The organism is Geobacillus lituanicus, assembly GCF_050994965.1.
Lineage (GTDB): Bacteria > Bacillota > Bacilli > Bacillales > Anoxybacillaceae > Geobacillus > Geobacillus stearothermophilus.
Map to the genome: position 1 here is coordinate 3109352 of NZ_CP194773.1, position 12811 is coordinate 3122162.

Here is a 12811-nt window from a genome sequence, read left to right on the forward strand (position 1 = left end):
GTTTGAACGCTGTACCCTTGATATGATCAAGATTATCCAATGCTTCCTTCCATCTCGAATTTGATCAAGCGGTTCATCTCGACCGCGTATTCCATCGGCAACTCTCTTGTAAACGGCTCAATGAAGCCCATGACGATCATTTCCGTCGCTTCCTGCTCGGAAATGCCGCGGCTCATCAAGTAGAACAGCTGCTCTTCCGACACTTTCGACACTTTTGCTTCGTGCTCAAGCGAGATGTTGTCGTTTAAAATTTCGTTGTACGGAATGGTATCGGATGTCGACTGGTTGTCGAGAATGAGCGTATCGCATTCGATGTTCGAGCGCGAGCCGGACGCTTTGCGGCCGAAATGGACCATGCCGCGATACGTCACCTTGCCGCCTTGTTTGGAGATCGACTTCGAGACGATCGTCGATGACGTATTCGGGGCCAAATGGATCATTTTCGCCCCGGCGTCTTGATGTTGCCCTTTGCCGGCGATGGCGATGGAGAGCGTCAAGCCGCGCGCCCCTTCGCCTTTTAAGATGACGGCCGGGTATTTCATCGTCAGCTTCGAGCCGATGTTGCCGTCGATCCATTCCATCGTCGCGTTTTCTTCGCAGACGGCGCGCTTCGTCACCAAGTTGAAGACGTTGTTCGCCCAGTTTTGGATCGTCGTGTAGCGGCAGTAGGCGCCTTTTTTGACGATGATTTCCACAACCGCGCTATGAAGCGAGTTCGTCGTGTAAATCGGCGCTGTACAGCCTTCGACGTAATGGACGTGCGCCCCTTCGTCCACGATGATGAGCGTCCGTTCAAACTGCCCCATGTTTTCCGAGTTGATGCGGAAGTACGCCTGAAGCGGCGTATCGACTTTGACGCCTTTCGGGACGTAGATGAACGAACCGCCCGACCAGACGGCCGAGTTCAAGGCCGCAAATTTGTTGTCCGTCGGCGGCACGACTTTGGCGAAATACTCGCGGAACAAGTCTTCGTTTTCCTTCAGCGCCGAGTCGGTGTCTTTAAAGATGACACCGAGTTTTTCGAGGTCTTCTTTCATGTTATGGTAGACGACTTCCGATTCGTATTGCGCCGAGACGCCGGCCAAATATTTTTGTTCCGCCTCTGGAATCCCTAATTTATCGAACGTCGCTTTGATCTCCGCCGGCACCTCATCCCACGAACGGCCCGATTTTTCCGTCGGTTTGACGTAGTACGTAATTTCATCGAAATCGAGGCTTGACAAGTCGCCGCCCCATTGCGGCATCGGTTTGCTGTAGAAGATGTCGAGCGCTTTTAAGCGGAACTCGAGCATCCATTGCGGCTCGTTTTTCATCCGCGAAATTTCTTCGACGACTTCACGCGTCAGGCCGCGCTGGGCGCGGAAGACGGAGACGTCTTTATCGACGAAGCCGTACTTGTATTCACCGATTTCCGGTGCTTTTTTCGCCATCTCGGTTCACCTTCCTTTAGACTTAGTGGTGATGCAGTCCTTTTTCGAGCGCTTTCCACGCGAGCGTCGCGCATTTGATGCGGGCGGGAAATTTTGAAACGCCTTGGAGCGCCTCGATGTCGCCAAGGTCGACGGAATCGTCGTACTCTTTCCCTTGGATCATGTCGGAAAAAATGTGGGCGAGCCGAAGCGCTTCTTCCACCGTTTTCCCTTTGATCGCCTGCGTCATCATCGACGCCGACGACATCGAAATCGAACAGCCTTCCCCTTCAAATTTGACGTCGGCGACTTTTCCGTCTTCAACTTTCATCGTCAAGTGGATGCGGTCGCCGCACGTCGGGTTGTTCATGTTGACATCGACGTTCGTTCCTTCAAGCACCCCGCGGTTGCGCGGGTTTTTATAATGATCCATAATGACTTGGCGGTAAAGCTGATCCAACGGATGGTTAGAAGACATGGCTGAAGTACTCCTTCGCTTTCTGTAATGCGGCGATGAACCGGTCGATTTCCTCTTTCGTATTGTAAAGGTAAAAGCTCGCCCGGGCGGTCGCCGTCACGCCGAGCCATTTCATGAGCGGCTGGGCGCAATGGTGGCCGGCGCGGATGGCGATCCCTTCGGCGTCAAGAACCGTCGCCACATCGTGCGGATGCACCCCGTCGATGTTGAACGTGACAAGCCCCGCCCGTTCTTTCGGGCCATATACCGTGACGCCGTCGATGCCAGCCAGCCGTTCGAGTGCGTATTGCGCCAGCTCGTGCTCATGGGCGGCGATGGCGTCCAAGCCGACTTGTTCAAGGAAATCGATCGCCGCCCCAAGGCCAATCGCCCCGGCGATGATCGGCGTGCCGCCTTCAAACTTCCACGGCAGCTCTTTCCACGTCGAGTCGTACAGCTCGACAAAATCGATCATTTCGCCGCCGAACTCGACCGGCTCCATCTGCTCAAGCCATTTCTTTTTGCCATATAATACGCCGATTCCCGTCGGCCCACACATTTTATGGCCGGAAAGGGCGAGAAAATCGCAATCAAGTTCCTGAACATCGACCTTCATATGCGGAGCGCTTTGCGCCGCATCGACGACGACGACCGCGCCGCGCTCATGGGCGATGCGGGCGATCTCCCGCACCGGGTTGATCGTCCCAAGCACGTTCGATACATGAGCAATGGCGACAATCTTCGCTGCTTCGGTGACGGTCGCCTCGACATCGCGCAGATCGATCGTGCCGTCTTCCTGCATTGGAATGTATTTTAACGTCGCCCCCGTTTGCTTCGCCAGCTGCTGCCACGGAATCAAGTTGCTGTGATGCTCCATGTACGTGATGACGATCTCATCGCCTTCTTTGACGTTGGCGCGCCCGTAGCTTGCAGCGACCAAGTTGAGCGCAGCGGTCGTGCCGCGCGTAAAGATGATTTCCTGCGCCGATTGAGCGTTTAAAAACCGCCGCACTTTTTCGCGCGCGCCTTCGTACGCATCGGTCGCCTTCGTCCCGAGCGTATGGACGCCGCGGTGGACGTTCGAGTTGTACTCGCGGTAATAGCGGTCAAGCGCCTCAATCACCGGCAGCGGCTTTTGCGATGTCGCCGCGCTGTCGAAATAAACGAGCGGATGGCCGTTGACATCCTGATGCAAAATTGGAAACAACGCGCGAATGTCGTTTACATTCATGATTGAACTTTCCTTTCAATCACTTCAATTAATTGGTTTTTCACGCCTTCAATCGGAATTGCTTCGACGACCGGCGCCAAAAAGCCGTGGATGATGAGCCGTTCCGCGTCGCGTCTCGGAATGCCGCGGCTCATTAAGTAATACAATTGGATCGGATCGACGCGTCCCACCGATGCCGCATGGCCCGCCATGACGTCGTCTTCATCAATGAGCAAAATCGGGTTCGCATCGCCGCGCGCTTTTTCGCTCAACATCAAGACGCGCGACTCCTGCTCGGCGTTCGATTTTGACGCGCCGTGCTCAATTTTGCCGATGCCGTTGAAAATCGAGGTCGCGCTGTCGCGGACAACACCGTGCTTCAAAATTGTCCCTTCTGTATGCTTGCCGTAATGGATGACGCTCGTCGTAAAGTTTTGCACTTGCTCGCCGCGGCTGACCGCGACCGTTTTCGTATCGCCGAACGAGCCGTCGCCGACAAGGCGGGTGATGTTCTCGGAGACCGTATTGCCGTCATTCATCAGCCCGAGCGCCCATTCGATCCGTCCATCGCGCCCCGCGATGCCGCGCCGATTGACATACGTCGTGGTGCCTTTGGCCAAATGGTCGACAGCGGCGAAAAAGACGCTTGCGTTCGCTTGAGCAAACACCTCGGCGACCACATTAACGACCGCGTTTCCTTCGCGGCTTGCTGATATATAATTTTCGACAAACACGACGCGGCTGTTGTCTTCCGCCACGACGATGACATGGTTAAACAAGGCGATGTCGTCTTCGTCTTGAATATAGACCGCCTGAAGCGGCGTTTCAATCTCCACATTTTTCGGGACATAGACAAACACACCGCCGTTGAGCAGCGCCGCATGGAGCGCGGCAAGGCGGTGCTCATCCGGCTTGACCGCCGTCATCAAATAGTTTTTCAGCAAGTCGCCATGCTCGCGCGCTGCGGTGAAGATGTCGGTGAAAATGACGCCCTTCTCCTTCAACTCATCGGACAGCGACACATACGCCGGCGTATGGTTGCGCTGCACGTACAAATTTTTCGTTCCTTCGCCGGCTTGCATGAGCGCCTTGACCGCTTCAGGCAAGTCATCGAGGCCGGCATATGGCGCACTGTCAACGGCATGGCGTGAGAAGCCAGTGAAGTTCCAATTGTCGATTTTCGTTTTCTCCGGTTTCGGAAGCGGCAGCCGCTCCGCCAACCGAAGCGCCTCAAGGCGCCGCTCGGTCAGCCAGCCCGGTTCGCCGCGTCCGCTTGAGAACGTGCGGATGTAGGTTTCATCGAATGGGATTTTCGTTTCTGTCGCCATAGTCCTCCTCCTAACGCTTACGCTTCTTGTCCGACCGTTTCGTCTTCGATGCCGAGTTCTTTTTTGATCCAGTCGTACCCTTCCGCCTCAAGCCGCTGCGCCAGCTCCGGACCGCCGGACTTGACGATGCGCCCTTGCATCATGACATGCACATAATCCGGGGTGATGTAGTTGAGCAGCCGCTGGTAGTGGGTGATGATCAAACAGCCGAACTCGCTGCTGCGCATTTCGTTGACGCCTTTGGCGACGATTTTGAGCGCGTCGATATCGAGGCCGGAGTCGATCTCGTCCAAAATGGCGATTTTCGGCTCAAGCATCATCAGCTGCAAAATTTCGTTCCGCTTTTTCTCCCCGCCCGAGAATCCTTCATTCAAATAGCGGTGCGCCATATCCGGATTCATTTCCAAAAACGCCATTTTTTCATCGAGCTTGCGGATGAATTTCATGAGCGAAATTTCGTTGCCTTCGCCAAGCCGGGCATTGATCGCCGCGCGCAAAAAGTCGGCGTTCGTCACTCCACTGATTTCGCTTGGGTATTGCATCGCCAAAAACAGGCCGGCGCGCGCCCGTTCGTCGACTTCCATCTCAAGGACATCCTGGCCGTCGAGCGTCACCGATCCTTCTGTCACTTCATATTTTGGATGGCCCATAATGGCCGATGCCAGCGTCGACTTCCCCGTTCCGTTCGGACCCATGATGGCGTGGATTTCCCCACCTTTGACTTCCAAGTCCACTCCTTTTAAAATTTCCTTTCCCTCCACGGCGACGTGGAGATTGCGAATCGTCAATACCGCCATGCAGCATACCTCCAATTCTCAATTGAGAGTCAATTCGCTCGCTTGTCTTCTAGCGATCGCTCATTCTCATTTTATTCTCATTACAATTTTATAACAAATGAAAACTGCCTGCAACTTCCCTGCTCTGTTTTTCACGATGGCCGTGTGAAAAACCGCATCTTTTATTTATTTTACACGAAAACCGCAAGCTTGTACGAGTTTTTGCAAAAAAAAAGACCCCGTTTTTTCCGGAGTCTAGTGAGCCGCCGTACTGGCGCGTTTGAACGGCCGATGAAGAGCGGAGAAACAGGTCGGCCGCGGCGTCTCTCCATCCAAAGCGGTTTTGAACTTTCGGGCGGCTCTTTTTTGTGCAAAAAATAACGGAAGCGATTCGCTTCCGTTATTGATTGTTTGTCGCCGCTGGAATGACGGCGCCGTGGTATTTTTCTTTGATGAAATCTTGGATTTCTTTCGATTGCAGCACTTCGACAAGCGTTTTGATTTCTTTCCGGTTTTCATCGCCTTTGCGCACCGCAATAATGTTCACATACGGATTGTTTTTCGGCGATTCGACGGCGATCGGGTCTTTCGCCGGATCCAAGCCGGCGTCAAGCGCATAGTTGGCGTTGATCAAAACCGCATCGCCTTCGCCGTTTTTGTAAATTTGCGGCAGCAGCCCGGCGTCGACGTCGGCTTTAAATTTCAAATGTTTCGGGTTTTCGACGATGTCGTTGACCGTTGCTTTCGTTTTGTCGACGCCCGGTTTCAGCTTAATGAGCCCCTTTTCTTGCAGCATCGACAAAATGCGGCCATGGTCGGCGACCGAGTTGCTCATGATGATCGTTGCGCCATCCGGCAGCTCTTCAATGCTTTTGTATTTTTTGGAATACAGGCCGATCGGCTCAATGTGAATGCCGCCGGCGTTGACGAAATCATAGCCGTGTTCTTTCATTTGCGATTCCAAGTACGGAATGTGCTGGAAGTAGTTGGCGTCGATTTCTTTATCGGCCAACGCTTTGTTCGGCAAGATGTAATCTTGGAACGTAATGATCTCCAAGTCGATGCCTTTTTTCTTCAAAATCGGTTTCGCTTTTTCCAAAATTTCCGCGTGCGGCACGTTCGACGCGCCGACTTTCAGTTTCACCAATTCGCCGCCTTTGCCCCCCTCGGCCGCGTTGTTGTTGTCGTTGCCGCCGCACGCCGCCAAAGCGAAGACAAGAACAGCAGCGAACAGGGCGCCGAGCCATTTTTTCATCGTTTTCTTCCTCCTTATCGTTTATCAATTTTGGAAGTGACAACGTCACCGATCAACTGAATGACAAAGACAATGACGAGCACCAACACGGTCGCGACAAACGTCACATCGTTATGGCTGCGCTGGAATCCTTCCAAATACGCCAAGTTCCCAAGCCCGCCGGCGCCGATGGCTCCAGCCATCGCCGTATAGCTGACGAGCGACACGGCCGTCACCGTAATGCCGGAGACGAGCGCCGGCAACGATTCCGGCAGCAGCACTTTCCAAATGATCGTCCACGTTGAGGCGCCCATCGCTTGGGCTGCTTCGATGACGCCTTTATCAATTTCGCGAAGGGCAATCTCCACCATGCGGGCGTAAAACGGCGCGGCCCCAATGACCAAAGCCGGCAGCGCCGCATTGGCGCCAAGCATCGTCCCAACAAGCCAGGTGGTAAACGGAATGAGCAAAATGATCAAAATAATAAACGGAATCGAGCGGAAAATGTTCACAAACGCCGCAATCACTGTATTGACAAACCGGTTTTCCCATAGGTTGCCCTTCGCTGTCAAAAATAGAAGCAAGCCAAGAACGATTCCGAGGACGAAAGTGGCCGCCACCGCCACTCCCGTCATATACAGCGTCTCGACCGTCGCCGCCCACATTGTCTCCCATTGGACGTTCGGCAGGAGGTTAGCGAGCATCGTGAATCACCTCCACCGCCACCTGCTGGCTTTGAATGTAGTCAAGCGCCCGGGCAATTTCATCCGCCGCCCCATCGATGTGCACAAACAGCACCCCATAAGCGCCTTGATGGGTTTGCGAAATTTTCCCTTGCAAAATATTCATATCGACGGCAAATTGCCGCACGACCTGGCTGATGAGCGGCTGGCCGGCCGCCGCGCCGACAAACGTCAGCTGCGCGATCAGCCCGCTCGGATATTGGCCAAACAAATGGGAAATCGCCTCTTCCGTCTCTTCCGGCTCGACGAGCTGCTTGACGAACCGCTTCGTGATCGGCTGCTGCGGGTTGCGGAACACGTGCAGCACGTCGCCCTGCTCAACGATTTTGCCGTTTTCCATCACGGCGACGCGGTCGCAAATTTTGCGGATGACGTGCATCTCATGGGTGATGAGCACGATCGTCAGCCCGAGCCGCTTGTTGATGTCGACAAGCAGGTCCAAAATCGCATCGGTCGTCTGCGGGTCGAGCGCCGATGTCGCCTCGTCGCAAAGCAGCACTTTCGGGTTGTTGGCGAGCGCCCGGGCAATGCCGACACGCTGCTTTTGCCCGCCGCTCAACTGCGACGGATACGCCTCTTCCCGCCCCGTGAGCCCGACGAGCTCGATCAATTCATCGACCCGTTTTTGCCGCTCCGCTTTCGGAACACCCGCAATCTCGAGCGGAAACGCAATGTTTTCCCGCACTGTGCGCGACCAAAGCAAGTTGAAATGTTGGAAAATCATCCCGATCTCTTGACGCGCCTTGCGCAGCTCCCGCCCTTTGATGCGCCCCATGTCGCGGCCGGCGACGATCACCTTGCCGCCCGTCGGCTTCTCGAGCCCATTGAGCAAGCGGATGAGCGTACTTTTCCCCGCGCCGCTGTAGCCGATAATGCCGAAAATTTCCCCTTCGCGAATCTCAAGCGACACATTGTCGACGGCCGTGACCGAGCCGTTAGCCGCTTGATAGATTTTTGTCACATGTTCGAGTGTAATCATCGTTTCACCTTCCTTCCTCCCCAAGGCGGCGGAGCGCAAAAAGAAAACCTTTCTGCCCGCAGAGAACAGAAAGGTATGATGCACCATTCCGTCTCTTATCTCTCAAAGCAGGCCGCTTTGTGTGAATTGGCACCTTTTCAGCGCAGGCGCTGACGGTTGCCGGGCTTCATTGGGCACATCCCTCCACCTCTCTTGATAAGAGCGCAACAATCGCCTATTCGATTGATTACAGCTGTGATTGTATCACCTTGTGTCGAACATTGTCAATAAAAATTTCACCCAACATGCCGATACGGCTTGGCCAAATGGAGGAGCGACTCAAGCAGCAACAGATGGCGAAAGCTTCCCGATACATGCACTTCGCGCAGCCGGACGAGCTGCTGCAGCTTCAGCTCGCCGCCTAAAAGCGAGCAGAGCGCTTTTTTGGAGCCGCGCACCGTCAAGACGTTCCGTTCATCGGGTTCCCTTCCGGCGGCCGGCTCCTTGCCGAGCGCCACCATGGCGGTCTCTTCCTCGCTTTCAAAGCGGACATACAGCTGCTCATCCGGCAAAATCGGCAACAAATGGCGCAACGTTTGCATCCGTTCCATAAACTGCCCTACCAACTCGCGCATTTCCATTGAGCATCCTCCCCCCATCTCCTTTGTCCTTTTATTTCCATGCCGAGGGGGGAGAATCCTTTACAAAAATCTCGACAGCCGCCGTGGCGAACCAACGCCGTTTTTGTCATTTCCCAAGAAATGTGTCAAACGGCGTCAAAAAACGGCGGATCGTCAGCGCGGCAAACGGGCGCGGATCGCTTCGTACAAATAAGGGACCGAATGGAACGCATACCATTTGCCGATGATCTCTCCGCCGGCGAAAAGAAGCAGGCACGGAACGCTTTCAATTTTCCACGCCGCCGCCTGCTCGGGGATGTAGTTGATGTCCGTTTCGCAAAACGGTATGTCCGGAAACAATTGTTCTAGGACAACAAGCATGCGCCTCGCCAACTGGCACGTGCCGCACAGCGGGGTATACAGCGAAAGAGCCAGAAGCGGCTCCCCTTCCACCATTCGCTTAATATCGTTTCGACCGATTGTGTTCACTCGCCTCTTCCTCTCATGAACGATTCGATACGGACGTCAAAATGGGCGCGCAGCAGCACATGCGCCAAATGCCAGATCGGAGCGGCCGCCACTTCGCGATACGCCCGGTCAATGTAAATATGCCCCGCTTCCGGAAACGCGCGGCGGAACTGCCGGCGCAATTTTTCCCCCGCCTCGTCGGCATCGGCGAGCACGTACACATCCCGCCCTTCGAGTTCATCGGCCAGCTCCTCGAGGCGCGCATCGCTGATCGTGCCGTTCGTGCAAATGATGACAACCGGCTCGTTCAGCACGGCCGCCACTTTTTCCTTATCTGACCGCCCTTCCACAATAATCACTTTTTCCGCTTGTCGCATGTCCGACCCACCTAACGTGAATGAGGATACAATATTGTATGGCAACAGAAAAGCAACGGCCATCCGCCGTTGCTTCCTAACACCAGCCCGCCTCCCCGTCGCAGTCGACATATTTTTGATCCGGTTCAACGGTAGCGGTGACCTGCTTGTAAATTCTTCCATTTTGTTCGCTATACCCGTTTTTCCACGCGACGGCCGCCGGAAGCGGAAGGCGGCCGATGAGCTCGCCTTCCTCGTACAGCTCGATCGTGCGGCCGTTCCATTTGCCGGTGACCCGGTCCGTGACATCCAGTTGCTTCGTTTGCAGCACCATTGCGAGCACCCCTTTTTTCATCAAATTCCGGTATGTATAGGGTGCCCGGCTCGAAGCGAACTTTGCAGGAACGTTTATCCTTCGTTGATCATCGCTTCGTATTGTTCGGCCGTCAACAAGTTGTCCACTTCGCTCAAGTCTTTCGGCTCGATGACGATCATCCATGCTTTTTCATACGGCGATTCGTTCACATATTCCGGATTGTCGTTCAACGCTTCGTTCACTTCGACGACCGTGCCGCTGATCGGCGCATACAATTCCGAGACGGTTTTCACCGACTCAACGCTGCCGAACGGCTCGTTCGCCGTCAGTTCCGCGCCGACTTCCGGCAGCTCGACGAAGACGATGTCGCCCAGCTCCGATTGGGCGAAATCGGTGATGCCGATGCGCACTTTGTCCCCTTCGACGCGCACCCACTCATGCTCTTTCGAATAACGGAGTTCTTTTGGCGTGTTCATCAAATCCCTCCAGTGCGGCAAGTTGTGTTCTTTTTCATCATAACCGATTTTTCGCCAAAACTCACTGAATTCATTTCATTTTGGCCAAATTTTTTATGTTTCCGTCGAAACGCGCCCGGCGAAAAACGACTCGTAGTCTTGTTCGCGGAATCCGACCACGACCCGCTCGCCGTCCGTTAAAATCGGCCGCTTGACGAGCATGCCGTCCAAGGCGAGCCACGTGAGCATCTCGTCTTCCGAGGCGCCATCGAGCTTGTCTTTCAATCCGAGTTCGCGGTATTTCATGCCGCTTGTATTGAAAAATTTTTTGAGCGGCAGCCCGCTTTTTCGATGCAAGTCGGCGAGCTGTTCTTTCGTCAGCGGCTCGTCGACCAAATGCACCGTTTGCACCTCAATGCCGTGTTCATCGAGCCAACGCTTCGCCTTCCGGCACGTTCCGCATTTTGGATACCAGTAGAGCGTCAGCGCCATCCGCATTCCTCCCTTTCATTCGACGGCTTGGAATTCATGGAAAAAGAAGCACCAGGCAAACGCCTGGCACTTCCCATTATCACACAATATACCGTTCCGCTTCAATGAGGGCGGCAGCCGCCTCGCGTTTTTTCGCGATCACATTGATCGGCGTATGGCGCGTCAACCGGCGGAGAGCGGCGAGCATCATCCGCAGCGTGTCGCCTTGTTCGACGGCGACAAGCGTTTCTTTCGCATGCGCCTCAATTTCATTGAACGCCTCTTGGCAGAAAATTTGCGTATAGAGCAATTTTTGTTTATGTTTCTCTTCCCCGCCCGCATTAATCGCTTTTTCGGTGCGGAGAAGCGCCGATTCCATGGCGTAGATGTTGGCGACAATATCGGCGATGTTCACGAGCACTTCTTGCTCTTCCTCAATTTTCGGACCGAATTTTTGCGCCGCTAGCCCGGCGACCATCAAGGCGATTTTTTTCGCGTTGCGCACCAAATATTTCTCTTGTTCGAGCGCGCCCGTTCCCGGTTCTTCGGCCGTCATCATCATCAGCTCTTCTTGCAGCTGCTGCGCTTTTTGGAAGAGCGGCAGCTCGCCTTTTAGCGCTTTTTTCAAATACATGCCCGGCACGAGCAGGCGGTTGATTTCATTCGTCCCTTCAAAAATGCGGTTGATGCGCGAATCGCGGTAGGCGCGCTCAATTTCGTATTCCTGCATGAAGCCGTAGCCGCCGTGGATTTGCACGCCTTCGTCCACGATGTAATCGAGCACCTCGGTCGCGAAAAACTTGTTCAGCGAGCACTCGATCGCGTATTCGGCGATCGATTTCGCCACTTCCTTGCCGTCTTTCGCTTTTTCCCCATCGAGCAGGCCCATCCGTTCATCGAACAAGCCGACCGTGCGGTACACCGAGCTTTCCGCCGCATACAGACGCGACGCCATCGTCGCAAATTTTTCTTGCGTCAGCGTAAACTGCGAAATCGGGCGTTTGAACTGCTGGCGTTGGTTCGCGTATTTGAGCGTGATTTCGAGCGCCCGTTTCGCGCCGCCGACCGCGCCCAGTCCGAGCTTGTAGCGGCCGATGTTTAAAATGTTGAAGGCGATGACGTGGCCTTTGCCGATTTCACCGAGGACGTTTTCTTTCGGCACCGGCACGTCTTGCAAAATGAGCGTCCGCGTCGACGAGCTTTTGATCCCCATTTTCTTTTCTTCCGGACCGGTCGAAACGCCCGGGAAATCGCGCTCAACGATAAAGGCTGTGAAATGCTGGCCGTCCACTTTCGCGTAGACGACGAACACATCGGCGAATCCGGAGTTCGTGATCCATTGCTTTTCGCCGTTTAAAATGTAATGCGTTCCTTCCGCGTTCAATTTCGCCGTCGTTTTCGCGCCGAGGGCGTCCGACCCCGATCCCGGCTCCGTCAAGGCATAGGCGGCGATTTTTTCGCCGGTCGCCAACTGCGGCAAATATTTTTGCTTTTGTTCTTCCGTGCCGAACAAGACGATCGGCAGCGAGCCAATCCCGACGTGCGCCCCGTGCGAAATCGCAAAGCCGCCGGCCGGCGCCATCTGTTCTGCGATGATGGCCGAGCTCACTTTATCCAAGCCCAAACCGCCGTATTCTTCCGGAATGTCGGCGCTTAGCAAACCGAGTTCGCCCGCTTTGCGGAGCAGCTTCACCGAGCGGTCAAACTCATGGTTTTCCAAATGCTCCAGCTGCGGGAGCACTTCATTGTTAACATACTCTTCCGTCGTTTTGGCAATCATATGATGCTCGTCGGTGAAATCTTCCGGCGTAAAGACGCGCTCGGCCGGAATGTCTTCGATTAAAAAGCTGCCGCCTTTGATCGCTTCTTCCATTGTTTTCGCCATCGTTCGTTTCCTCCCCCGAAAAATGATGGATAATCCGGGCGGCATCCGCCCAGCAACCTTTGATCGTGTTGGCCTAGGCGCCCTGGCGGCTGCGCCGGGGCGCGATTTTCGTCAGTTCTCTAATC

The 12811-nt window shown here is 54.7% G+C and carries 15 protein-coding genes and 1 riboswitch; all 15 genes read right to left on the reverse strand.

Annotation, left to right across the window (positions count from 1 at the left end):
* Positions 1 to 32 precede the first annotated feature (32 nt).
* Positions 33 to 1430, reverse strand: a complete 1398-nt coding sequence (sufB, locus tag ACR1UW_RS15950; protein WP_015375743.1) for a Fe-S cluster assembly protein SufB — start codon at positions 1428 to 1430, stop codon at positions 33 to 35.
* Positions 1431 to 1452: 22 nt separating this feature from the next.
* Complete coding sequence (gene sufU, locus ACR1UW_RS15955) at positions 1453 to 1887, reverse strand: Fe-S cluster assembly sulfur transfer protein SufU (protein WP_015375744.1); 435 nt, start codon at positions 1885 to 1887, stop codon at positions 1453 to 1455.
* On the reverse strand, positions 1877 to 3097 hold the full coding sequence (locus tag ACR1UW_RS15960) for a cysteine desulfurase (RefSeq protein ID WP_061580700.1): 1221 nt from the start codon (positions 3095 to 3097) through the stop codon (positions 1877 to 1879). Before ACR1UW_RS15960 ends, sufU begins: the two co-directional genes overlap by 11 nt.
* Positions 3094 to 4404 carry a Fe-S cluster assembly protein SufD gene (gene sufD, locus ACR1UW_RS15965; RefSeq protein ID WP_063193246.1) on the reverse strand — a complete coding sequence of 437 codons (1311 nt, stop codon included), beginning with the start codon at positions 4402 to 4404 and terminating at the stop codon, positions 3094 to 3096. The genes ACR1UW_RS15960 and sufD overlap by 4 nt, the downstream gene beginning before the upstream one ends.
* Before the next feature lie 17 nt (positions 4405 to 4421).
* The gene (sufC, locus tag ACR1UW_RS15970; protein WP_011232465.1) at positions 4422 to 5201 is read right to left on the reverse strand and encodes a Fe-S cluster assembly ATPase SufC; all 780 of its coding nucleotides are present in this window, start codon (positions 5199 to 5201) and stop codon (positions 4422 to 4424) included.
* Between the two features lie 379 nt (positions 5202 to 5580).
* A complete protein-coding gene (locus ACR1UW_RS15975; RefSeq protein WP_498934066.1) occupies positions 5581 to 6435 on the reverse strand; it encodes a MetQ/NlpA family ABC transporter substrate-binding protein in 855 nt (284 codons plus the stop codon).
* A gap of 14 nt (positions 6436 to 6449) precedes the next feature.
* Positions 6450 to 7118 (reverse strand): methionine ABC transporter permease, encoded by a 669-nt coding sequence (locus tag ACR1UW_RS15980; protein WP_020961126.1) that lies wholly within the window; start codon positions 7116 to 7118, stop codon positions 6450 to 6452.
* Positions 7108 to 8136 carry a methionine ABC transporter ATP-binding protein gene (locus ACR1UW_RS15985; protein WP_063329821.1) on the reverse strand — a complete coding sequence of 343 codons (1029 nt, stop codon included), beginning with the start codon at positions 8134 to 8136 and terminating at the stop codon, positions 7108 to 7110. Before ACR1UW_RS15985 ends, ACR1UW_RS15980 begins: the two co-directional genes overlap by 11 nt.
* A 92-nt stretch (positions 8137 to 8228) precedes the next feature.
* Positions 8229 to 8338, reverse strand: a riboswitch (SAM riboswitch).
* Positions 8339 to 8411: 73 nt separating this feature from the next.
* Positions 8412 to 8756 (reverse strand): sterol-binding protein, encoded by a 345-nt coding sequence (locus tag ACR1UW_RS15990; RefSeq protein WP_498934069.1) that lies wholly within the window; start codon positions 8754 to 8756, stop codon positions 8412 to 8414.
* A 153-nt stretch (positions 8757 to 8909) separates the two neighbouring features.
* A complete protein-coding gene (locus ACR1UW_RS15995; RefSeq protein WP_094239171.1) occupies positions 8910 to 9224 on the reverse strand; it encodes a thioredoxin family protein in 315 nt (104 codons plus the stop codon).
* Complete coding sequence (locus ACR1UW_RS16000) at positions 9221 to 9580, reverse strand: toprim domain-containing protein (RefSeq protein ID WP_429880296.1); 360 nt, start codon at positions 9578 to 9580, stop codon at positions 9221 to 9223. Before ACR1UW_RS16000 ends, ACR1UW_RS15995 begins: the two co-directional genes overlap by 4 nt.
* Before the next feature lie 76 nt (positions 9581 to 9656).
* On the reverse strand, positions 9657 to 9893 hold the full coding sequence (locus ACR1UW_RS16005) for a YusG family protein (RefSeq protein WP_429880295.1): 237 nt from the start codon (positions 9891 to 9893) through the stop codon (positions 9657 to 9659).
* 74 nt (positions 9894 to 9967) lie between these two features.
* A complete protein-coding gene (gcvH, locus tag ACR1UW_RS16010; RefSeq protein WP_033016348.1) occupies positions 9968 to 10351 on the reverse strand; it encodes a glycine cleavage system protein GcvH in 384 nt (127 codons plus the stop codon).
* Between the two features lie 93 nt (positions 10352 to 10444).
* Complete coding sequence (locus ACR1UW_RS16015; protein WP_429880294.1) at positions 10445 to 10822, reverse strand: arsenate reductase family protein; 378 nt, start codon at positions 10820 to 10822, stop codon at positions 10445 to 10447.
* 79 nt (positions 10823 to 10901) lie between these two features.
* On the reverse strand, positions 10902 to 12686 hold the full coding sequence (locus ACR1UW_RS16020) for an acyl-CoA dehydrogenase FadE (RefSeq protein WP_033010365.1): 1785 nt from the start codon (positions 12684 to 12686) through the stop codon (positions 10902 to 10904).
* Between the last annotated feature and the right edge of the window lie 125 nt (positions 12687 to 12811).

Excerpts from the sequence above, each read along its gene's own strand:
- ACR1UW_RS16020 (WP_033010365.1), bottom strand. The coding sequence starts at position 12,686 with ATGGCGAAAACAATGGAAGAAGCGATCAAAGGCGGCAGCTTTTTAATC.
- ACR1UW_RS16015 (WP_429880294.1), bottom strand. The coding sequence starts at position 10,822 with ATGGCGCTGACGCTCTACTGGTATCCAAAATGCGGAACGTGCCGGAAG.
- ACR1UW_RS16000 (WP_429880296.1), bottom strand. The coding sequence starts at position 9,580 with ATGCGACAAGCGGAAAAAGTGATTATTGTGGAAGGGCGGTCAGATAAG.
- ACR1UW_RS15975 (WP_498934066.1), bottom strand. The coding sequence starts at position 6,435 with ATGAAAAAATGGCTCGGCGCCCTGTTCGCTGCTGTTCTTGTCTTCGCT.
- gcvH (WP_033016348.1), bottom strand. The coding sequence starts at position 10,351 with ATGAACACGCCAAAAGAACTCCGTTATTCGAAAGAGCATGAGTGGGTG.
- sufD (WP_063193246.1), bottom strand. The coding sequence starts at position 4,404 with ATGGCGACAGAAACGAAAATCCCATTCGATGAAACCTACATCCGCACG.
- sufC (WP_011232465.1), bottom strand. The coding sequence starts at position 5,201 with ATGGCGGTATTGACGATTCGCAATCTCCACGTCGCCGTGGAGGGAAAG.
- ACR1UW_RS15985 (WP_063329821.1), bottom strand. The coding sequence starts at position 8,136 with ATGATTACACTCGAACATGTGACAAAAATCTATCAAGCGGCTAACGGC.
- ACR1UW_RS16005 (WP_429880295.1), bottom strand. The coding sequence starts at position 9,893 with ATGGTGCTGCAAACGAAGCAACTGGATGTCACGGACCGGGTCACCGGC.
- ACR1UW_RS15960 (WP_061580700.1), bottom strand. The coding sequence starts at position 3,097 with ATGAATGTAAACGACATTCGCGCGTTGTTTCCAATTTTGCATCAGGAT.
- sufB (WP_015375743.1), bottom strand. The coding sequence starts at position 1,430 with ATGGCGAAAAAAGCACCGGAAATCGGTGAATACAAGTACGGCTTCGTC.
- sufU (WP_015375744.1), bottom strand. The coding sequence starts at position 1,887 with ATGTCTTCTAACCATCCGTTGGATCAGCTTTACCGCCAAGTCATTATG.
- ACR1UW_RS15980 (WP_020961126.1), bottom strand. The coding sequence starts at position 7,118 with ATGCTCGCTAACCTCCTGCCGAACGTCCAATGGGAGACAATGTGGGCG.
- ACR1UW_RS15990 (WP_498934069.1), bottom strand. The coding sequence starts at position 8,756 with ATGGAAATGCGCGAGTTGGTAGGGCAGTTTATGGAACGGATGCAAACG.